Here is a 20,267-nt window from a genome sequence, read left to right on the forward strand (position 1 = left end):
ATCCCGTTAGGCATGCCGTCACCGCCGTGACGAACGCCGCCGCCGCGGTCGGCAAACGGCGTCCTGTCCCGGGGTGTACCACTGTCAGCCTCCTGGTGCCGATGGAGCGGGGACGTCTACCAGTAGTATCCGCGACCGCCCAAAATGCGCACCAGCAAAGAGGAACTGATATTGGAGTAGGCCGGAACCGTGCTCCAGACCGTCGTCGCGGGGTCGGCGTAGTGCGTGGTCGCACCGCTGTCGAAGTACCCGTCGATGGCGATGTAGTGGTAGATCAGTTCGTTCGGGTGACCGGCCAGGTGCGGGCCGCCGGGGACCTCGTAGGCGTTGCCGACCAGGCCGTTGCCGGAGTTGATGTCCGACTTCAGGTGGCTCTCGTAGCCGGAGACGTAGCCGGACCACGCGCCGGATTCGAAGACCTCGTCGTACTTGAAGCCGCCGGAGTAGGCGTTCAGGGCGCTGAGCATGCCGCCCATGTCGGTGCCGTTCGTGGTGGTGCCCAGCACGCCGGCGGCCCAGGTCTGGGTGCGCGTCCCGTGTCCGCTCTCCTTCAGCGTCGAGACCAGGGCGGCCGGACCGCACCAGTAGTTGCGCTGCTCGCCCTGCTGCGAGGGGGTGAGTTCGGCCCAGCCGGAGCCGTGGCTCACGGATCCGGCGTCCGGGGTCACCGCGGCGGTCTGCGTGCCGGCGCTCGCCGGGGTCGCGGCCGCGGCGGTGCCGATGCCGGTTCCGAGGGCGAGCAGGACGGCCGCGCCGCCGACGACCGGCCGGCGCAGGGCCGCCGGGGTGAGCTTGGTTCTCATCGGATTCCTCCTGGGACGAGTTGGACGAGAAAGTTCGGTGGCGTCGTGCGGCGGCGGGCCGGGTTCCGGCTCGTCGTCGGGCCCGACGGGCCGGCGGTCCGGCTCGCCGCCGAGAACGACCTTGGGCCACCGGACGCGCCGACCGGAAGGTCTCACCGCTGTCCGGAAGCAGCCCTGTCAGGGTTCGGACACGTCCCGCGCGAAGGCACCGATATTTCCTGTACCCGCACTCCTTGCTCGGGGGATGTCAGTAACCGCATACTGGCGTTCGCCGGGAACTTCCAATCGCATCTGGGGAAGCGATGCTCGAAGCCTTCGGGGTCTCGTCGGCGGCGGAGAAGCTCTACCTGCATCTGCTGCGCGAGCCGGACCTCCGGATCGAGGCCATCAGCGGGGAGCTGGGCTGGCCCGAGGACGAGGTGCGCGCCGCGCTCGACGAGCTGTCCGGCCTCGCTCTCCTACGTACCTCTCCAGCGCATCCACGTACTCTGCGACCCGTGGCGCCGGACGTCGGCCTGGAATCGCTGCTGACCACGCTCCAAGCCGACCTCGTTGCACGGCAACACCAAATGGAGAGCGGACGCGCCGCCCTGGCGATGCTCACCGCCGAGTACGCCGATCTCCACCGCCGCGGCGATCGCACGGTGACGGAAGAACTCGTCGGGGTCGAAGAGGTACGGACACGGCTGAAAACACTGTCCGCACAAGCCCAAACCGAAGTCATCGCCCTCGTCCCGGACCCGATCCAGCGCCCTGACACGCTCGCCGCCAGCAAGCCCTTGGACGCGGCACTGCTCGGACGCGGCGTCGCGATGCGCACCATCTACCTGAACAGCATCCGCAACGACCCGGCGAGCATCGCCTACACCGACTGGCTCGCCGGCGTCGGCGGGCAGGTCCGCACGGCGCCAACCGTCCCGCTGCGCCTGATCGTCTTCGACCGCACGACCGCCTTGGTCCCGCTCGATCCCAGGGACACCTCCGCCGGTGCCACCGTCCTCACCGGAATCGGCGTGGTCTCCGCGATGTGCGCGCTCTTCGAGCAGATCTGGGCCACCGCCAACCCACTGGGACTGCCCAATCCGCCGGACACACAAGGGCTCGGGCCAGAGGAGCGCGAGATCCTGCGCATGCTGGCCAACGGCGAGACCGACGAGCACATCGCACGCCGCCTCGGGGTCTCCACGCGGACGGTCGGGCGAAAGGCCTCCGAACTCATGCGGCGTCTCGGTACCCGCAGCCGTTTCCAGATGGGTGTGCGCGCCAGCGAACTCGGGTGGCTCGACCCGCCACAAGAGCCTCTCGACGACGATCTGGATGGCAGTGCCTGCCTACGTCCGGCCGTGCGCGCTGTCGAATCAAGGTACTGCGATCATCCCGTGGGACTGCGACACTACTGAGTGTGTCAGCCACATCACAGGCTCTTGCCGGACGGCACATCACCCCACGCGCACGACGACCCCACGAAAGGAAGACATGACAATCCCTCTGTACAAGAGAGCTGCTCTGGGCGCCGCAGCAGTGCTTGCCGTGACGACCGTGACCACGGGTGCGATCACCGGTACGGCGCAGGCGGCGACGAGCGGGGCTCGGTGGACCGAGAACCTGTCGCACACGCAGTCTTCCGACTTCAACGTCGCGTGGACGGGCAGGGCGCTCACGGTCAAGGACGGCCGCGTGCACGCCTCGACGTCCCAGGACACGCGGGGCTACGGGCTGGACGTCCTGCCCGAGCACAGCCTCGCCACGCCGGCGAACGAGGTCGCCGTGACGGTGACCGCCGCGCGGCCCGCCGGTTCGGACGCGCAGGTGGACGTCCGCGGTCTCGGGCTGAATGGCATATGGACGCAATGGATTCCGGCCGCGGCCACGGGTTCGACGAGCCTGTCGGAATCGGTGACCACCGTGCAGGCGCGCATCACGTTGCGCGACAGCGCGCAGGGCGCCGCACCGACCATCAGTAATCTGATATTGAGCGCCGACAACGGCGCGGCTGCCGACGCCGCACCGAACCTCGCGCCCGCGTCAGTCTCCTACCAGGTGTACGCCACGCGCGAGGGCCTCGTCGGCGGCACGACCGCGAACGGCCACGTCATCCAGTCCAACGACCACTTCGTCGCGCTGCCGTCGGGCACGGCGCTGTCGCCGAACGGCAGCGGCAGCTACTCGGTCCAGGTCTGCGGTCCGAGCCGGTGTGAGACGGCACCGGTGTGGGACGTCGGTCCGTGGAACACGCGTGACAACTACTGGGACGCGAGCCGCGCGGAGTTCACCAACCTGCCGCAGGGCGAGCCCGAGGCGCAGGCGGCGTATCAGAGCGGATACAACGGCGGCTTGGACCAGTTCGGCCGGCACGTCTCCAACCCGGCGGGCATCGACCTCGCCGACGGCACGTTCTACAACGTCGGCTTGAACAACAACGGCTGGGTCACCGTCACCTACCTGTGGACCGGCGGCGGGGGCAGCGGCCCGTCGGTCACCGGCATGGGGCAGTGCGCCACCTCCTCGGCGGCGGACTGCTGGAACACCGCGGCCGGCAACGGCTCGGACTGCCACAGCGGCCACTTCTGCATTTACACCGGCACCAACTACAGCGGCAAGGTGTTCTCCTTCTACCACTGCAAGTACAACGGCGGTGACTGGGCTTTGCAGAACTGGCTGTCGGCGGGTTCTTACATCAACGACAACTCCGGCGGGACGGACGCCTACACCAAGGACCAGAACCACAACGTCATCACGGCGACCGCGCCGGGGAGCAGAAGCACCAACTACAACTTCAACCCGGTCTACTTCGTCCAGGCATGCTGAGGGTCCAGGCGTGCTGAGAAGATAGGTAAAGACCGCGTCTCACGGCGCGACCAGCGCACGCTCCCAGTGCTGCGTGTCGGCGTACTCCCGCATGGCGACGATCTTGCCGTCCCGGACGACGAACACGCCGATGTTCTTCTCGTGGTACGGACGTCCGGTCTTGCCGGTCGCCCAGGAGTCCCATTCGACCAGGACTTGCTCGCCCTCGCCGAAGACGTTGGTGACCTTCACGCCGATCTCCTGCTCGGGGTCCAGGTGCGCGAAGGCTGTCGCCAAGAAGCCGTCGATGACTTGGTCGCGGCCCTGCCAGGTCCCCGAGATCGGGAGGTCGCCGCCGTACCAGACGGAGCCGTCCTCGGCCCAGCAGTCGCGGATGGTCTGCTGGTCGCCTTCGGCGAGGGCGGTGAAGTAGCGGAGGACGAGCTGCTGGGTGGTGGACATGGTTGCTGCTCCTTGGCTATCGGGATGTCGGGCTGCTGCCGGCTTGTCGGTTCCCCGCCGGCGCACCTCCAGTTCACCGCGATCAGCCGCGGCGACCAATGAGCAGTCCGCTCTCGTATGCATCGTGGATCGTGATGATGGAGCGCAGCCCAGGTCGGATTCAGGTCGGACTCAGCCCTGCCAAGGCGCCAGCAGATCCCCTGGTCCGAACACCGCATCAAGGCCCTGAGCCGTCGCTCCCGTCCGCGACACCGCGAGCAGCGGCACCGGATCGGCGGTGACGCGGTCGCGATGCCGTTGCAGGGCAACGAGATCGCGGGCGTCGAAGGGCGTGTTCTCCAGCCATTTGACGGAGCCGAGGAACAGCAGGCGGTGGGCGACGGGAGCGCGGTCGGCGCCGACGATGTCGATCTCGACGTCGTTGCTGCGCGTCCAGTAGCCGCCGACGACCGGTGCCGCGGGCAGTCCCGAGGCGGGCAGCAGGCGTGCCAGGCTCTCGCGGACCAGCGGTTCGACGGCGCGGCCGCGCCAGCTCGGCCAGCCGGTGCGGATGCGCTCCAGGGTGAGATCCGAGCGCATACGGTCGATTTCGGGCAGGTGTGGAGCCAGGAAGCGGAACCAGAAGCGGAGGTAGGAGTCGGTGATGCGGTAGCGCCGTTCTTTCGACGGCGCCAGGGATACCGGCAGCTCGGCGGCGACCATGCGCTTGTCCGTCAGCACTTCGGTGGCGCGGGTCAGCGTCGAGTGCGCGATGCCGCCGGCGGTGCGTGCGATGTTCGTGAAGGTGCGCTCGCCGGAGCCGATGGCGGCCAGGACGGCGCGCGCCTGCGCCTGGTCTGGGAACTCGGCAGCGAGCGAGAGCTGAGCGGAGGCGGTGAGCGGGCTGAACGGATCGGCCAGCTCTCGAGTGAGGAACGACCACATGTCCTCGCCGGTCCGCCAGCGTGCACAGATCACGGGCAGCCCGCCGGTGATCAGGGCGGCGTCGAAGGCGTCTGCGTCGCCGAGCCCGGTCATCGCGGCGACGTCGGCGGGGTTGAGCGGTCCGATCGGCAGCTCGGTGCCGCGCTGGTGGAAGGGGCGGCCGTAGGAGGTGAGGGCTTCCATCATCGACAGGTCCGAGCCGATGAGCAGCAGGAGCACCGGCTTGCGGGACAGCTCGCGGTCCCATGCGCGCTGCAGGACGCTCTCGAAGGCGCCCTGCTCGTCCATCAGATACGGGACCTCGTCGAGCACCACGACCGACGGCCGGTCGTCGGGCAGGATCCCGGCCAGCTGCCGGAATGCCGCGGCCCAGTTGCCGGGCGTGGCGTCGCCGAAGACGTCCGCGTCCGGTAGGTCGGAGCCGCCGACCGCGCGCACGAACTCGGCGAGCGGTTCCTCGCCGATGCCGATTTCCGCGGTGTAGTAGACGTGGGGGACCCCGGCGCTTTGGGCGAACTCCTCGACCAGTGCCGATTTGCCGATGCGGCGGCGTCCGCGCAGGACCAGGCAGCGGCCCGCGGGTCCCGTGCTTTCACTGGCGCTGACCTGGGAGAGGACCTGGTTCAGGGCAGCCAGCTCGCGTCTTCTGCCGACGAAACGAGTCACCGCGCGGCTCCCTGGATGCTGCTGCGATACGGATACTTTCGATCACGATACTATCGCGAGCGCAACTATCCTGGTAGGAAACGGTGAGCGGTGAAGGGTGGCGGCGACTAAGCCTGCTCCTGCCCCTGCCCGATAGCTCGCACCGCATCGATCGTATCGGCGTCCTCAGCGCGCTTGTCTTCGCGATACCGGACCACGCGCGCGAACCGCAGCGTGACGCCGCCGGGATAGCGCGAACTGCGCTGCACGCCGTCGAACGCCACCTCGACGACCAACTCGGGCCGTACGTGCACGGCGAAATCGTCGGCAGAGGTCTGCAACGCGCGCAGGCGCTCGGTCTGCCAGGTGAGGAGTTCGTCGGTCATGCCCTTGAACGTCTTGCCGAGCATGACGAACCCGCCGGTCTCGGGGTCGCGCGCGGCCAGATGCAGGTTGCTGAGCCAGCCGCGGCGCCGGCCGTGTCCCCACTCGGCGGCGAGGACCACCAGATCGAGGGTGTGGACCGGCTTGACCTTCAGCCATCCCGATCCGCGGCGGCCCGCGCTGTAGAGCGCGTCGAGAGATTTCACGACCACGCCTTCGTGCCCGCGGTCCAGCGCGTCTTTCGCGAACGCCTCCGCCGCGTCGGCGTCGTCGGTGACCAGGCGCGGCGCCACGGCAGCCGGCGGGGCGATCGAGGCGAGCAGGTCCGAGCGTTCCCGGGAGGGCAGGTCGACCAGGTCGCGGCCGTCGAGGTGCAGCAGGTCGAACAGGAAGACGGTCAGCGGGATCTGCTCGCGCATCCGCTCCACGTCGCGGCGGCTGCCGGTGCGGCTCGCGGTCTCCTGGAACGGCCGCGGACGGCCGTCGGCGGCCAGGGCCAGCGCCTCGCCGTCGAGGACCGCGGAGGTGACCTGGAGCGAGCGTGCCAGGGCGACCGCCTCCGGCAGGCGCTCGGTGATGTCGTCCAGGCTGCGGGTGAAGACCTGGACGCGGTCGCCGTCGCGGTGGATCTGGACCCTGATTCCGTCGAGCTTCCATTCCAGCGCCGCCGGTGAAGCCTTCGCCAGCGCGGTGGGGACGTCCTCTGCCGTCCCGGCCAGCATCGGCTGGATCGGGCGCCCGACCACCAGACCGACCTCGCGCAGCCCCGGCACGCCGGCCCGCAGCGCGGTCTGCGCCGCTGCTGCCAGGTCGCCGCCGAACATCGCCGCCCGGCGCACCTCGGCGGCCGGGACGTCGGCGGCTTTCGCGACCGCGTCGGCCATGACGCCGTCCAGCGCGCCCTGGCGCAGCTCGCCGGTGAGCAGCCGGCGCAGGAAGGCTTGCTCCTCGGCGGTGGCGCGGGCGAACAGCGCGGTCAGCAGATCGCGGCGGCGGGCCTGCGAGCCGGCGCCGGTGGTCTTGCCGATCTCTTCCAGGATCCGGTCGACCTCGGCGACTTCCAGTCCGGCGGTGCTGGCGGAGCCGTCGGAGCCGTCGGAACTGTTGGAGCCACCGGAGTCGTCAGCCGGCGCGGGCAGCTCGCGCAGTGTCGCCCAGCCGACGCCGATCTGCCGCTGGGGCAGCTCGCCGGAGAGATAGTGGACGGCGACCGCCACCTCCTCCGGCGTCGCCGTGCGGAGCCGCTCGGCCAGCAGGGCGATCTTGGCCGAGCGGGCCGAGGTCTCGGCGACCGCGGCGGAGGTGGTCGCCACATCGTGCAAGCGCATGAGGAAATGGTCCGCTACGGCACTGACAAGGGCCACCCGGGTGACCCAGAAGAAACCCGGGGGGCGGCGGCAGTGATTTCGGAGCCTCGTCTCGTGTAGTAGGGCGAGGAGGGGAATGGATTTTGGACATCGATGACGAACAGCGCTTCCGGGAGTTCGTCGGCGCCCGGTCGAAAGCGCTGCTGCAGACCGCGTATCTGCTGACCGGCGACTGGGAGCATGGTCGTGACCTGGTGCAGAGCGCGCTCGCGGGGGTGGCGCGCAGATGGAGCCAGCTGGCCGATCCCAGTCAAGCCGAGGCCTATGCCCGCAAGGCGATCTACCACGCGCACGTCGACCGCACGCGGCTGATGTCGTGGCGGCGGGAGCGGACGACGGCTTCACCGCCGGACACGGCCGCCGCGCGGTCGGACCCGGCGGACCTCGTCGCCTCGCGGCGGGACCTGATCGCGGCGCTGCGGCAGCTGCCGAGGGGGCAGCGTGCGGTGGTCGTGCTGCGGTACTTCGAGGACCGGACCGACGAGGACATCGCTGAGGTGCTGGGGATCTCGACCGGGACCGTGCGCAGCCAGCATCACAAGGCGTTGAAGGCGCTGCGCGTCAGCGCGAGCATCGCGGTGGACGACGGCGAGCAGGACATCGCGAAGGACCTTAAGAAGGACACAGCACTGAACACAGTGAAGGAGGAGGCGGCATGGTGACGGAGCAGGATCTGCAGGAGGCGCTGGCCGATGCCGTCGACGATCCGGCGGCTGAGCGGTTCACGCTGGGGCTGTCGGAGCGGGCGCTCGCGGAGGCGGCCGCGGCTTCGCGGTGGCGGCGGTCGATGCCGGGCCGGCGGCGGAGGCGGAGGTGGGTGCCGGTCGTGGCGATCGGCTCGGCGTTCGCGGTGGCTGCGGCGGTCGGTGCGGTCGCGCTCGGCGGCGCGGTCGGATCCGGCGGCGGATCGCCGTCGACACTGGCGGCGCCGGAGATGCTCGCGAACCCGCTGGGCCAGGCCGGACTCGTCGAGTTCGCGGTGGAATGCTTCGGCGACCACGGCCCGAAGCTGGACATGTCCTACGTCTGGGACCCGACGACTCGGCAGTACCACGGCGTCCCGGGCGACGTGCAGACCAGCTACCTCCCGTCGCCCGACGGGAAGCAGGCTCTGGTGGTGCGGGGTACCGCGTCCTACGTGGAGTCGTGGGCGGTGGCACCGTGGTCGGACGCGGCGGCCGGACGCCTGACGCCGCACCCGAGTACCAACGGCGGCGGTATGCACTGGACCGCCGACGGCAAGGAAGTGGTGAGCGATCTGGCGTGGAACGTGGACAAGGAGAGCGGCGGACCCACACTCGCGAGCCGGACCGCCGATTTCTACGATCCGGCCACGGGCCGCCGCCTGGCCTCGGTCGCCCTCCCGCAGACGGTGCTCACCCGCGTGGCGAGCGGACAGTGGTCGATCCAGGAGTTCCAGGGCGACCACGGCTCAGTGCTCTTCCCCCTGCTGAGCGGCGACGGCAGCCGACTGGAGTACCTGAACGCCCAAGGCGTCACAGTTCGAACCCTGACACTCCAGGAAGGCCTTCCAGGCAACGTCGCCAACGTCCCGAACCACAACCTCACCGAATCCGCCCAGCTCTCACCCGACGGCCGCTACCTGGCCGAGTACGACGGCTCGGTGATCGCCGTCTTCGACCTCCAAGCCGACGGCAAGCGCATCGGCTGGATGGACATCAAAGCCCACCTGTTCACCGGCTGGATCGGCGCCCACCAACTCGTGACCGGCGTCGACCGGAGCGAACCGTCGACGTCAGGCTCCCGCGACGACCCAGCCCCCCAGACCGGCCACAGCCCCGTGTACTCGATCCTGACCCCGGACCTGAAGGTCGTACAGCAGGCGACCTTCGTCCTCCCCGGCGACCCGCGCGGCACATGCGCGACATGGCCCATGTCCTGGGCGCCGACAGGGCAGTTCCCGGGGGCGTTCGTGCCGTGATGGCGAGCAGCTGAAAGTCGATGTCGCCGGGCGCGAGGTGCCTGCCATCCTGAGCGGATGCCTACCGACACCTCGTACCACGGCGACCTCGGCGACTTCTTCGCCGGGACCGGCCAGCAGCATCCGACCAATGCCTATATCGATCGGCCGGCGATGCTCGAGCTGATCGGGGATGTGGCGGGGCGGGATGTGCTCGACGCGGGGTGCGGGCCGGGGTTCTATGCCGCGGCGATGGCGGATCGGGGCGCCAGGGTGACGGCGATCGACGGCAGTGCGGAGATGGTGCGGATCGCGGCGCGGGCGGCGGGGGAGCGGGGGACGTTCGCGCGGCATGATCTGGAGCTGCCGTTGCCGTTCGCGGATGCTTCGTTCGACCTGGCGGTGATGGCTTTGGTGTACCACCACCTGTACGCGCGGGGGCAGGTGTTGGCGGAGCTGCGGCGGGTGGTGCGGCCGGGTGGGCGGTTGCTGGTCTCCACGACGCATCCGATGAGTGAGCAGCGGTGGCTGGGCGGTTCGTACTACCAGGGTGGGCGCGTGGACGCGCCGATCGGCGGGCCCGGGAGCGGCTACACGATCAGCTTCGAGCGGATGACGGTCGAGACGTTCGTGAACGAGATGCTGGACGGCGGGTTCGTGCTGGAGCGGTTGGTGGAGCCGCGGCCGTCGGTGGCTTTGCGGGACGTCGATCCGGAGAAGTTCGCGCAGCTCGACGTCAAGCCGACGGTGCTGGCGGTGGCGTTGCGGCGTCCGGCGTAGGGGTGGTGCTCGGCATTGGTGCCGAGTGAGCAGCAGCACCGCGCCGCAGCAAGAAAAAGCCGGCGCCGAGCCCGAAGGCCGCCGCCGTCTCGTGGCCGATCGTCGCGAAGTTCGGCAGGAGGCCGAACCACTGGGCGCTGACGAATGGGTACGCGAACACGCCCGCCGCCCACAGCCATCGTGTCGCGCGCGGTACCAGTGGTGTCACCGCTGCCGCGGTGGCGAGTACTCCGTAGCTGATTCCGTAGTCGTAGCCGTTCCACCACTTTGCGGGGTAGCGGCCGGAGTGGATTGCGGCGGCGGCGATGCTGGTGGCGGTGGCGGTGGCGAGGGTGTTGGCGAGGAGGAACAGGGCGGCGGTGCGGGGGGCGCCGATGTGGCGCTCCAGTGCTGCCATGCAGATTCCGACGCCGCCTGCGATGATCAAGAGGTGGGAGAGTGGGCCGCTGTCCGTGGCTGTGAAGAGCGGGCTGGCGAGCAGGACCGTCAGCGGTTTGTGGGCCATGTTGTGCGGGTTGGTGCTGATGGCGATCTTCAGGTGGTCCGCCTGGGAGCCGGTCAGGGCTTTCGTCAGGAACAGCAGACCGGCCAGGATGATCAGCAGGTAGGCGAACGTCATCGGGTTGCGGCGGGGGTAGGCGCGCGCCGCGGCGCGCGGGCCGGAGTCGGTCGCCATGAGGCGAGCTTGGCAGAAACGCCCCGACCGATGGTGGATCACCGGCCACAATGGGGTTCCGGGTCGAGGATGGAGGATCGATGGACGCCGAGGGACTTCGCGGAGAACAGCCGTCCGTCACATGGCACGACGCGCCGGTCCCGCCCGGCATGCCGGTGACGCAGGCGTACGTCTGGGCGCTCGACCCCGACGACGGCAGGGTCCTGATCCAGGACCGCGGTCCGCAGCACCCGCACCGCTACACCCTCCCCGGCGGCCGCCCCGAACCGGAGGACGGTGGCGACCTGCTGCAGACCGCCGCCCGCGAGGCGATGGAGGAGTCCCAGATCCGCATCGACACCGAGCGCGCGGTCTATCTGGGCCACCAGGTCGTCACCTGGTTCGAGAAGCGCCCGGAACCGTACGCCCAGATCCGTTACGCCGCCCCGATCATCGCCTACGAACCCATCGGACCCGACCCCGACAACGGCCGCACCAACCGCCGCTTCATGACCAGCCTGGAGCGCGCCCCGGAGCTCATCAACTGGCATGAAACCGGCGCCTCGCAAGCCAAAGCGGCCCTGCGCGCCGGCGAAGAACTCGGCTTCCGCGTCCGGGACCCCTCGCCGGAGGGCTACCGCGACGGCGAGAAAGACCGCTACCTCGTCTGCCACGACTACGGCATGGGCGCTCTGTGGTGGTGGGTGACCGCCCGCAACGCCACGGAGATCATGGAACGCGTCGCGGATGTCGTCGTGGCGACGTCGAGCGAGAGCATCGCCCGGTTCGCCGACGGCGACCTGGAGGAGGTCGACATCGACGCCCCCGACGAGAACCCGCTGAGCAGCCTGAAGGCCACCCGCGACGAGCAGCGCGGAAAACCCGGCTTCGGCGCCCTCGTCGGCCGCGGCACGGTCTATGTACGCCAAGCCTGGGACGAGAACGGCGACGGCAGCCTGGACCACTACCTCATGGAACTCGGGCAGGACGGTTACCGCATCCGCCAGGTCGTGGAGCACGCCGACGGCCGCCGCGTGAAGACCGATGACGACGACTGGCCCTTCAACCCGCCCTTCGACCTCTACGACCCGGAACTGGGTCTGGCCGAGGTGGACCGCGCCGTCTTCGAGGCGGCGTGGGACGACGCGGAACACGAAACAGGAGTCTGATAGCGAGTCTGATCGCGAACCTGATAGCGCGCCTGATCTCGCGCATGATCGCGAGTCAAACCGCGCGCCTGATCGCGCACCGAACGCGCGATCAGCCCCGCCCCCGCCCCAGCGGCAAGGTGCAGAAGCTGCCACCGACCAGGTGCAGCAAAGGGTCCGACCAGTCGAAGTCCTCGACCCCGGACATGCCCGCCGCGAAGCGCTCGGCATCGTCCTCCGGGTGGTAGCCGATCGCCGCGCCCTCGGCCAGGGAGAACCAGCGCCGAGCGTTCGCCGAGATCCCCCACAGCACCCGGAACCCAGCCGGCGGCGGGGTGCTCAGGCACGCCTGGACCAGGCGCGCGCCGTCCTCGTGCGAGATCCAGACCGTGAGGTCGACGATCGACAGCGGCTCCGGCCGGTACGCGCCGAATCGCAGACAGCTGACATCGATCCCGAACCGCGAGTGGTACAGGCTTCCCAGCCCTTCCACCGCCGCCTTGCTCACGCCGTAAAGCGTGTCCGGGCGCGGCGCCGTGTCGGACGGGAGGAACCCGTCCGGTCCGACCTCGTCCCGGGTCCAGAACCCCGCGGCGTGGATGCTCGAGGCGAGCACGACGCGCGGTATCCCGTGCCGTACCGCGGCCTCCAGCACCTGCCGAGTGCCCTCGACGTTCACCTCGGCCAGTTCCTCCCAGGAGCCCTCCCCGGGCTTCCCGCCGAGATGCACCACGGCGTCCACACCGTCGCACGCCTCGTCCAGCGCCGCCGGATCGGTGAACGACGCGGTCACGATCTCCGCGTCGTCGTCGCCGGGCTTCACCGGATGAATGTCGAGCAGCCGCAGCACCCGTCCGGGCCGCGCCAACAGCGGACGCAGCGCGGTGCCGATGCGTCCGGCCGCGCCGGTGATCAGGATCCGTTCGCTCACAGGACCTCCCCATAGGTCGCCGAGAGCGCCCTTCCCCCGAAGGTACAAGCGGTAGCGCGAAGATCCAAGGACTTGTCTCGTGCGTCATGCCGAGACAACGTTGTCCGTCCAGGTGGAGACCCGTATCGAGGGGGGCGCCGGCGAGTATATTCGAGGACTGATTTAATAGGAGTGCGCCGCGTCGGCTTTCGCCGTGCCGGTTCAGCCGGCGCTGCGCACTATCAACTCCGTCGGCACGACGACGGTCTTGGGCCGCGAGCGGTCGCCCGCGATGCGGTTGAACAGCAGTTCCGCGCCGATCCGGCCGATCTCGCGGACGTCGTAGGAGACCACCGTCAGCGGCCACGGCACGAACGCGGCGGTCTCGAAGTCGTCGAAGCCGACCAGCTCGACCTCCGCCGCGCGGCCGCGCACCGCACTGAGCGCGCCGAGGACCAGCCGGTTGTTCAGCGCGAACACCGCGGTCGGCGGCTCCGGGCCGTCGAGCATCGCGTTCACCGCGGCGGTGGCGTCCCGCACGGTGTGCACGCCGGACGTGATCAGGTCCGGCCGATACGGCAGTCCGGCCTGCTCCAACGCCTTCTCCGCGGCGCCGAGCCGCTCGGCCATCGGGGAGATGCTCAGCCAGTCCGCCACCACGCCGATCCGGGTGTGCCCCTCGGCGACGAGGTGCTCGATCCCGGTGCGGGCGCCGGCCGCGTTGTCGATCAGCACCGTGTCCGCGCGCAGGTTGCGCGGCGGCCGGTCCAGGAACACGATCGGCGTGCCGCGCTCGATCTCCGGGCGCAGGTAGACGTGGTCCGCGTCGGCGGCCGGGACCACCAGCAGACCGTCCACCCGCCGCGCGCACAGCTCCAGCAGCAACTTGCGCTCCCGGTCGACGTCCTCCTCGGAGCTGGCCGTGATCAGCAGCGTGTCGCGGTCCAGCGCGTACTGCGCCGCCGCGGCTGCTATGCCCGCGTAGAACGGGTTCGCCAGGTCCTCGATGAGCAGGCCCACCGTCGCCGAACTGCCGCCGGCCCGCAGGTTGCGCGCCATGTCGTTGCGGCGGAAGCCGAGTTCGGCGACGGCGGCGTCGACCTTCGCCACGAGCTGGGAGTCCACGGTGGGGACGTTGTTCACCACCCGCGATACGGTCTTCAGGCTGACGCCCGCGACCCGCGCCACGTCCGCCATCGTCGGGCGGCGGACTTCCCCTCCCGCGCTGGACGTGCTCACCTGCGGTCCGGCTCCTTCCGGCGACGCGGCGCCGGGCCCGGTGCCTACGTTGTCTGGGGTCGCTACTGTAGCGCCTCCAGGGTGAAGGCAAAGCTCGCGCGGCCGGCCTCGAGGCGATGGCGGGGCTGCAGGGGGTGGCCGCACGACGCACTGCCGATGCCGTGGTGCGCGTGGTCCACCTGGACGTGCAGCCGCCCGGAGGGAATCAGCTCGTCGGGATGGCGCGCGGCTTCCATTGCGGCGCTGCTCCACGGCCGCACGGCGAGATCGAAGTGCGGCGCGCCGGAGAGCAGCAGCCCGGTGCCGTCGGGACGCGTGAGCGAGGCTCTGCGCACCTGGTGGCGGTTCCCGTTCTCCTGCGGGAAAAGGTAGGGCGTCTGCAGATCGGCGGCAGAGCTCTGATAATGCCCGATCCGCACCGCCGACCGGCTGTCCCGGTAGGCCTCGCCGGGCCCGAGTCCGTACCAGCTCACGGTATTCAGCTCGCCGGGCAGCTGGAAGGACACGCCGAGCCGGGGGATCGGGCACGGCCAAGGCCGGTTCGGCGCGACGTGGACGGTCAGGCACAGCCGGGAGTCCGTCGCCGACCAGACGTAGACGACGTCGAGATGGTGGTCGCGGCCGACCGGACCGACGCGCGTCGTGACGGTGAACGCGTCGGGCTCGGACTCGACCGCCAGGACGTCGTGCTCCAGCCGGTCCAGGCCGGCCGTCCGCCACGCCTCGACCAACGGCGGCGCGGTGAAGGAGGACCAGCGTTCGTTGTCGATCGGAGCGCGCCACAGATCCAGGGCGAAGCCGTCGATCGCCAGCCCTGCCAAGCCCAGCAGCTCGCCGGAGGAGGCGTCGAAGGAGGCCGGTCCCAGGGTGACGGTGTCGCCGAGGCGTTGCGGCGTCAGGTAATCGGCCGCCGCGTCGCCGCGGTCGATCGCGCTGCCGCCGACGGCGGTCGCCGCCAGCAGCGCGTCCGCAGCCAGCGCGACCGCTTGGTCCACCAGCGGATCGGCGTCGGTGAACGGCGCGTCTCCCAGCTCGAGCTGGCTCCAGGCGACCACGTGCCCGGCCGGCGCCCATGGTTCACCGTCGGACAGCACCGCCTCGACGGTCAGCCAGCGCTCGCCCGGGCCGGCGGCGTGGGCGGCCTTCGTCAGCTCGTCCGGGTAACGGAGGCGGAAGGTCGAGCCGGGGGCGATCGGTGGGACGGGGAGTTCGTCCTGCGCGATAAGGTCGCCGTCGATCTCCAATCGCCAGCGCCAGCGCAGATATCCGGTGTCCCGGCTGTGGTGCAGGTTGCGAACGGTGTCGCCCTCGATGCGGACCGGCTCGCAGAGCTTGGCGTATTCCAGCAGACCCGGCGAGGGCGTGCGGTCCGGGAAGAGCAGGCCGTCGGCGACGAAGTTGCCGTCGTGCACGCGCTCGCCGAAGTCGCCGCCGTAGGCGTAGTGCGAGCCCTGCGCGACGCCGTGGTCGATCCACTCCCAGACGAAGCCGCCGGCCAGCCGGGGATGGGCCTCGAACAGGTCGCGGTATTCCAGCAGGCCGCCGGGTCCATTGCCCATCGCGTGGGCGAATTCGCAGAGCATGAAGGGGATGGAGCGCCGGTGCGCGTCGGCCGTCGGATCGACCGTCGTCGGCTCCTGATACACCCCGATGGCGGCGACGTGGTCGTAGTCGGAGTACATCCGCGAGTAGAGGTCGACGTAGGAGGAGTCGTGGTCGCCCTCGTAATGGATCAGGCGCTCGGGGTTGCGCTCCCGGATCCACGCGGCCATCGCGGCCAGGTTCTCGCCGCTGCCGCATTCGTTGCCCAGCGACCAGATCACCACGCTCGGGTGGTTCTTGTCCCGCTCGACCATGCGCTCGGCGCGGTCCAACAGCGCCTCGCGCCACGCGGGGTCGGCGACGGGGTTCTCGCGCCAGCCGACCACGGCGAAGCCGTGCGTCTCCAGGTCGCACTCGTCGATGACCCAGAGCCCGTATTCGTCGCACAGGTCCAGGAAGCGGGAGTCCGGCGGGTAGTGCGAGGTGCGGACGGCGTTGATGTTGTGCCGCTTCATCAGCAGCACGTCCTCCAGCATCGTCTCCGGGCTCAGCGTGCGGCCGGTGAGCGGATGCCACTCGTGGCGGTTCACGCCGCGGAACTTCAGCGGCTTGCCGTTGGCGCGCAGGACGCCGTCGGCGGCCTCGACGCGGCGGAAGCCGATACGGATTGGTACGCGCTCGCCGGCGCTGACCAGCTCGCCGGCGTACAGGCGCGGCCGCTCGTCGCTCCAGGGCTCGACCCGCCTGATGACGAACGGCCCGGCCGGGTCGGCGTCGGCGATGCCGAGGTCGGGGACGGTGAGGCGGGCCGTGCCGGTGACGTCGATCCGCAGCGTGCCGGCGCCGGTCGCCGGGTCGTAGTCGGCGTGGACGAAGAAGTCTGAGATACCCTCGCGCGGCCGCTCCAGGACCGCCGCCGAGCGGAAGATGCCGGACAGCCACCACATGTCCTGGTCTTCCAGGTAGGTTCCCGCCGACCATTGGTGGACACGGACCGCGATCACGTTCTGCCGCCCCGGTTCCAGCACGGAGGAGACGTCGAACTCGGTGGGCAGCCGCGAGCCCTTGCCGTCGCCGAGCAGCGCGCCGTTCAGCCAGACCGCGAAGCAGGAATCGACGCCTTCGAAGCGTAAGCGCGCACCCGAGGCGTGGAAGTCGCCGGGCACGTCGAAGGCGTAGCGGTACTCGCCGGTCGGGTTCTCGCGCGGGACGTGCGGCGGGTTCAGCGGGATCGGATAGGTGACGTTCGTGTACGCCGGCGCGCCGTAGCGCGGCTCGCCGGGCAGGCCGTCCATCTGCCAGCACGACGGGACGGCGATCTCGTCCCAGGCGGCGTCGTCGAAGTCCGGCGCCTGGAATGCCTCTGTCGTGTCGTGCAGCCCGGCGGCCAGGCGGAAGCGCCACCGGCCGTCGAGCCCGAGGACCGCGGCGTCGGAGGCGAACGCCGCGCGCGGTGCGAGCCGGCCGGTCCCGGGGGAGCGGTCCTCGACGTAGGCGAAACGCTGGTAGGAGGTCTCAGTGTCACTGGGCATCGAGTCGGCACTTCCTTGGGGAGTCGGAGGGCTCAGTCGGTCTCAGTCGGCAGCCGCGGCCGACGGCGGCGCGGTCGACGCGCGCACGATGAGCCGGCCGGCCATGATGGTCTCGCCGTTGTGCGGGTCCTTGCCGTCGAGCTGGTCCACCAGGATCTGCGCGGCGCGCCGTCCCAGGTCCACGCTTTGCAGCGCGACGCTGGTCAGCGGCGTCTCGCCGAGGACGGCGGCCGAGGTGTCGTCGAACCCCGCGACCGAGACGTCGCCGGGGACGCTGCGACCGTGCTCGCGCAGCCAGCGCACGACGCCCAACGCCATGGCGTCGTTGAAGGCGAAGACCGCCGTCGGCGGATCGGGCCGCGTCATCAGACGCTGCGCGGCGGCGTGACCGGATTCGAAGGTGAAGTCTCCGTGGACCATCAATTCCGGATCGGGCTCGATGCGGGCGTCGGCGAAGGCGCGATGGACGCCGCGCAGACGTGCGGCGATCGCCAGCCCGTTCTCCAGCGGGCCGTTGACCAAGCCGATGCGGCGGTGGCCGAGCGCCAGCAGGTGCTGCGCGACCGCGTAGGCGCCGCCCTGGTCGTCGGGATGCACCATGGGAAGTTCGTCGTCGGTGTAGCCGATCACCACGACCGGATAGCCCAGCTCCACCAAGTGCGGCAACGCGTCGGTACCGGCGCCGCCCTCGACGATCAGACCGTCGACCAGGCGTCGTCGGTCGAAGCGGCGATAGGCGGAGGCGGGATCTTTGGAGGCCTCGCGAGTGGACAGCAGCATGCCGTAGCCGCGTGCCGCCAGCTCCTGCTCCGCACCGGTCATCATGCGGATCAGATGGTCGTTGCCGAACGCGAACCCCGGATCATGCGGAATCACCAGCCCGACCACCTCGGTGCGACCGCGCGCCATGGCCCGCCCACCGGCGCTCGGCCGGTATCCGAGCGCCGACATCGAGGCGACGACGCGCTCGCGGACCATGTCGGTGACCGTCGGATCACCGTTCACCACCCGCGAAACCGTCTGGTGCGAGACCCCCGCATGGTCCGCGACGCTGCGCATGGTCGGCCGTCCTGGCATCCGCCTCATCCTCTCCCCGGGATGGAGTGAACGCTCACTTTACAGCCGCCATAGCGGAGTTGGAATGAGGGATACCAAAGAAATAAGGCGTCGGCGGGCTCCCGCAGGCGAATCACGCCATCAGTCGCTGTGCCCTGGCCACACTCCTGCACGCACAAGCAATGGCGCGGCAAGCTGTTCCCAGCCTGCCGCGCCGCGCGCCGTTCAGTCCCGCGTGTACCGCCGTGCCCGAGCCCTAAGCCCTGAGCTTGTGAGCCCTGCCCTGAGCTCTGAGTGCTCTGAGCCCTAAGCCCCCGCGCCCGGGCCGATCTGCTTCTTCGAGTCGCCGGCGGCGATCTCGTTGCGCAGGCGGGACATCTCGTTCTCCACGCCGGAGCCGGCGGAGAGGGCTTCGAGCTCGCGGGTGATGTCGTCCTTGCCGTAGCCGGTGGGGTCGTTCAGGACGCCGGAGGCGGTGAGTTCGTCGAGGGCGGCGCCGCGGGCCTGGAGTTGCGCCGTCTTGTTCTCGGCGCGCTCGATGGCCATGTTGACGTCGCCCATCTCCTCGGACAGGCCGCTGAAGGCCTCGCCGATCTGGGTGGTCGCCTGGGCCGCGGCGTAGGTGGCCTTGATGGTCTCCTTCTTGGTGCGGAAGGCGTCCACCTTCTGCTGCAGGCTCTGGGAGGCGCGGACCAGCTTCTCCTCTTCGCCCTGCAGGGCGTTGTACTGCAGCGTCATGTCCTCGATCTGCTGCTGGACCGGGGCGCGGCGGACCAGCGCTTCGCGGGCGAGGTCCTCGCGGCCCACTTCCAGGGCGCGCTTGGCCTGCTCGCCGCGCTTGTCGTAGTCGGCTTGGAGGTTCTTGAGCTGGATCTCCAGGCGCTTGCGGCTGGTCGCCACCTCCGCGACCCCGCGGCGCACCTTCTGCAGCAGCTCCAACTGCTTCTCGTAGGACAGGTCGAGCATCTCGACCGGATTCTCGCGGCGCTCCATGGCCGCGTTGGCCTTGGCCTCGACGACCAGCTTCATCCGCTTCATGACGCCGCTCATGGACGCTCCCCGCCCCCTTCGATACACGCGCGTTGGTTCAAGGGATCAACGCTTCCGTGGTGACCGTGGTTCCCAGGATAGACCGGCCAGAATCCGGATCGGCACCGGTGGTGTGCCCGATACCGCGCTGGGCCAGGAACGCTCCCGCCAAGACGATCACCCCGCCGGCGATCTGGGTCAGCGACAGCCGCTCGCCGAGGGCGGCCCAGGCGACGATGGTCGCCGAGGCCGGTTCGACGTACGCCAGACCCGCGGCGACCGGCGCGTTCAGCCGCTGGATCGCCGCCGCACCGCTCAGGTACGACAGGATCGTGCTGATCAGCACGATGAACGCGGCCAGCGTCCAGCCCGGCAGATGGTGCGAGCCCATGGGGACCGACTGCCCGAGGATGTGCCAGGGCGCGGACCACGGCGCGGCCAGCGGCACCAGCACCACCATGCCGACGATCATCCCGCCGGTGGTGAGGGTCAGCGGATCGACCGAGCCGGCGAGGCGGTCGATCAGCAGGAAATACGTCGCGTTCCCGGCGGCGGCGCCGAGCCCGGCCATGAGCCCGATGGCGTCCAGGTGCACCCCGGACCAGATCTGCACCACGACCGCGAGTCCCAGCATCGCCACCCCGACGCCGATCGCCGACTCCCGCGACACATGCGCGTGCCGCACCAGCTTCTCCCAGGCGACCACCAGCACCGGCCCGGTGAACTCCAGCAGGATCGCGATCCCGACCGGCAGCCGCGAGGCGGCGACGAAGTACAGCGCCTGACACGCCGCGACCGCGACCAGCCCGTACGTCACGATCGGCCACTTGTGCCGCGCCATCGTCGCCAGTTGCCCGGGCCGCCGCAGCACCAGGCACAGCGCGACCAGCACCACGACCGTGCCCACCAAGCGGATCCACACCGCCTGCAGCGGACTGAACCCGGCGGCGATCAGGGCCTTGGCGAACGGTCCGCCGGCTCCGAAGGCCACCGAGGAGGTCACACCGAACAGGACACCGGCCGTGGTGCGGTTGACGGATACGGGGCTGGTCACCCTGTCGAGGGTAATAGGCGCGGGTGCGC

General features: G+C 70.1%; 17 protein-coding genes. 6 read left to right on the top strand and 11 right to left on the bottom strand.

The features are described from left to right. Positions 1 to 116: 116 nt before the first annotated feature. Positions 117 to 803 carry a C39 family peptidase gene (locus tag CACI_RS07065; protein ID WP_012785637.1) on the bottom strand — a complete coding sequence of 229 codons (687 nt, stop codon included), beginning with the start codon at positions 801 to 803 and terminating at the stop codon, positions 117 to 119. Between the two features lie 302 nt (positions 804 to 1,105). On the opposite strand from CACI_RS07065, the gene CACI_RS07070 reads away from it, so the two are divergent. Both CACI_RS07070 and CACI_RS07075 read left to right on the top strand, forming a co-directional pair. Next, the gene (locus CACI_RS07070) at positions 1,106 to 2,203 is read left to right on the top strand and encodes a helix-turn-helix domain-containing protein (RefSeq protein WP_012785638.1); all 1,098 of its coding nucleotides are present in this window, start codon (positions 1,106 to 1,108) and stop codon (positions 2,201 to 2,203) included. 76 nt (positions 2,204 to 2,279) lie between these two features. Then, positions 2,280 to 3,611, top strand: a complete 1,332-nt coding sequence (locus CACI_RS07075) for a peptidase inhibitor family I36 protein (protein ID WP_012785639.1) — start codon at positions 2,280 to 2,282, stop codon at positions 3,609 to 3,611. A gap of 39 nt (positions 3,612 to 3,650) precedes the next feature. Here the strand turns inward: CACI_RS07075 and CACI_RS07080 are convergent, their stop codons facing one another. From CACI_RS07080 to CACI_RS07090, 3 genes are all read right to left on the bottom strand, one after another. Continuing rightward, positions 3,651 to 4,052: a nuclear transport factor 2 family protein gene (locus CACI_RS07080; protein WP_012785640.1), complete on the bottom strand. Its 402-nt coding sequence runs from the start codon at positions 4,050 to 4,052 to the stop codon at positions 3,651 to 3,653. A 171-nt stretch (positions 4,053 to 4,223) separates the two neighbouring features. Beyond that, positions 4,224 to 5,642 (bottom strand): ATP-binding protein, encoded by a 1,419-nt coding sequence (locus CACI_RS07085; protein WP_012785641.1) that lies wholly within the window; start codon positions 5,640 to 5,642, stop codon positions 4,224 to 4,226. A gap of 107 nt (positions 5,643 to 5,749) precedes the next feature. Next, positions 5,750 to 7,333, bottom strand: a complete 1,584-nt coding sequence (locus CACI_RS07090) for an ATP-dependent DNA ligase (RefSeq protein ID WP_012785642.1) — start codon at positions 7,331 to 7,333, stop codon at positions 5,750 to 5,752. Between the two features lie 122 nt (positions 7,334 to 7,455). Between CACI_RS07090 and CACI_RS07095 the strand changes: the two genes are divergently transcribed. From CACI_RS07095 to CACI_RS07105, 3 genes are read left to right on the top strand one after another with little or no spacing between them, the layout of a single operon-like run. Then, entirely contained in the window at positions 7,456 to 8,034 is a 579-nt protein-coding gene (locus tag CACI_RS07095) for a SigE family RNA polymerase sigma factor (RefSeq protein WP_012785643.1), read from the top strand. Continuing rightward, positions 8,028 to 9,314, top strand: a complete 1,287-nt coding sequence (locus tag CACI_RS07100; protein WP_012785644.1) for a WD40 repeat domain-containing protein — start codon at positions 8,028 to 8,030, stop codon at positions 9,312 to 9,314. The genes CACI_RS07095 and CACI_RS07100 overlap by 7 nt, the downstream gene beginning before the upstream one ends. 57 nt (positions 9,315 to 9,371) lie before the next feature. Continuing rightward, the gene (locus CACI_RS07105) at positions 9,372 to 10,073 is read left to right on the top strand and encodes a class I SAM-dependent methyltransferase (protein WP_012785645.1); all 702 of its coding nucleotides are present in this window, start codon (positions 9,372 to 9,374) and stop codon (positions 10,071 to 10,073) included. On the opposite strand, the gene CACI_RS07110 is transcribed toward CACI_RS07105, so the two are convergent. Next, positions 10,030 to 10,749, bottom strand: a complete 720-nt coding sequence (locus CACI_RS07110; RefSeq protein WP_012785646.1) for a rhomboid-like protein — start codon at positions 10,747 to 10,749, stop codon at positions 10,030 to 10,032. The two genes, CACI_RS07105 and CACI_RS07110, sit on opposite strands and share 44 nt — an antisense overlap. A gap of 80 nt (positions 10,750 to 10,829) precedes the next feature. On the opposite strand from CACI_RS07110, the gene CACI_RS47575 reads away from it, so the two are divergent. Next, positions 10,830 to 11,897 (top strand): NUDIX hydrolase, encoded by a 1,068-nt coding sequence (locus tag CACI_RS47575; protein ID WP_012785647.1) that lies wholly within the window; start codon positions 10,830 to 10,832, stop codon positions 11,895 to 11,897. A 91-nt stretch (positions 11,898 to 11,988) separates the two neighbouring features. On the opposite strand, the gene CACI_RS07125 is transcribed toward CACI_RS47575, so the two are convergent. The 6 genes from CACI_RS07125 to CACI_RS07150 all read right to left on the bottom strand — a co-directional run bounded on the left by CACI_RS07125 (position 11,989) and on the right by CACI_RS07150 (position 20,238). After that, entirely contained in the window at positions 11,989 to 12,807 is an 819-nt protein-coding gene (locus CACI_RS07125) for an NAD-dependent epimerase/dehydratase family protein (RefSeq protein ID WP_012785648.1), read from the bottom strand. A gap of 201 nt (positions 12,808 to 13,008) precedes the next feature. Then, positions 13,009 to 13,983, bottom strand: a complete 975-nt coding sequence (locus tag CACI_RS07130) for a LacI family DNA-binding transcriptional regulator (RefSeq protein WP_012785649.1) — start codon at positions 13,981 to 13,983, stop codon at positions 13,009 to 13,011. 104 nt (positions 13,984 to 14,087) lie between these two features. Beyond that, positions 14,088 to 17,099 carry a glycoside hydrolase family 2 TIM barrel-domain containing protein gene (locus tag CACI_RS07135; RefSeq protein ID WP_012785650.1) on the bottom strand — a complete coding sequence of 1,004 codons (3,012 nt, stop codon included), beginning with the start codon at positions 17,097 to 17,099 and terminating at the stop codon, positions 14,088 to 14,090. Positions 17,100 to 17,141: 42 nt separating this feature from the next. After that, the gene (locus tag CACI_RS07140; RefSeq protein ID WP_190276733.1) at positions 17,142 to 18,176 is read right to left on the bottom strand and encodes a LacI family DNA-binding transcriptional regulator; all 1,035 of its coding nucleotides are present in this window, start codon (positions 18,174 to 18,176) and stop codon (positions 17,142 to 17,144) included. A 285-nt stretch (positions 18,177 to 18,461) separates the two neighbouring features. Beyond that, entirely contained in the window at positions 18,462 to 19,205 is a 744-nt protein-coding gene (locus CACI_RS07145) for a PspA/IM30 family protein (RefSeq protein WP_012785652.1), read from the bottom strand. 37 nt (positions 19,206 to 19,242) lie between these two features. After that, positions 19,243 to 20,238, bottom strand: coding sequence for an EamA family transporter (locus CACI_RS07150; RefSeq protein WP_012785653.1), 996 nt, complete (start codon positions 20,236 to 20,238; stop codon positions 19,243 to 19,245). Positions 20,239 to 20,267: the final 29 nt, after the last annotated feature.

It is taken from the genome of Catenulispora acidiphila DSM 44928 (genome assembly GCF_000024025.1).
Classification (GTDB): Bacteria; Actinomycetota; Actinomycetes; order Streptomycetales; family Catenulisporaceae; genus Catenulispora; species Catenulispora acidiphila.

Bases quoted from the DNA above. Each gene is read 5' to 3' on its own strand.
- CACI_RS07065 (WP_012785637.1), bottom strand. From the start codon at position 803: ATGAGAACCAAGCTCACCCCGGCGGCCCTGCGCCGGCCGGTCGTCGGC.
- CACI_RS07070 (WP_012785638.1), top strand. From the start codon at position 1,106: ATGCTCGAAGCCTTCGGGGTCTCGTCGGCGGCGGAGAAGCTCTACCTG.
- CACI_RS07075 (WP_012785639.1), top strand. From the start codon at position 2,280: ATGACAATCCCTCTGTACAAGAGAGCTGCTCTGGGCGCCGCAGCAGTG.
- CACI_RS07080 (WP_012785640.1), bottom strand. From the start codon at position 4,052: ATGTCCACCACCCAGCAGCTCGTCCTCCGCTACTTCACCGCCCTCGCC.
- CACI_RS07090 (WP_012785642.1), bottom strand. From the start codon at position 7,333: ATGCGCTTGCACGATGTGGCGACCACCTCCGCCGCGGTCGCCGAGACC.
- CACI_RS07100 (WP_012785644.1), top strand. From the start codon at position 8,028: ATGGTGACGGAGCAGGATCTGCAGGAGGCGCTGGCCGATGCCGTCGAC.
- CACI_RS07105 (WP_012785645.1), top strand. From the start codon at position 9,372: ATGCCTACCGACACCTCGTACCACGGCGACCTCGGCGACTTCTTCGCC.
- CACI_RS07110 (WP_012785646.1), bottom strand. From the start codon at position 10,749: ATGGCGACCGACTCCGGCCCGCGCGCCGCGGCGCGCGCCTACCCCCGC.
- CACI_RS47575 (WP_012785647.1), top strand. From the start codon at position 10,830: ATGGACGCCGAGGGACTTCGCGGAGAACAGCCGTCCGTCACATGGCAC.
- CACI_RS07130 (WP_012785649.1), bottom strand. From the start codon at position 13,983: ATGGCGGACGTGGCGCGGGTCGCGGGCGTCAGCCTGAAGACCGTATCG.
- CACI_RS07135 (WP_012785650.1), bottom strand. From the start codon at position 17,099: ATGCCCAGTGACACTGAGACCTCCTACCAGCGTTTCGCCTACGTCGAG.
- CACI_RS07140 (WP_190276733.1), bottom strand. From the start codon at position 18,176: ATGCCAGGACGGCCGACCATGCGCAGCGTCGCGGACCATGCGGGGGTC.
- CACI_RS07145 (WP_012785652.1), bottom strand. From the start codon at position 19,205: ATGAGCGGCGTCATGAAGCGGATGAAGCTGGTCGTCGAGGCCAAGGCC.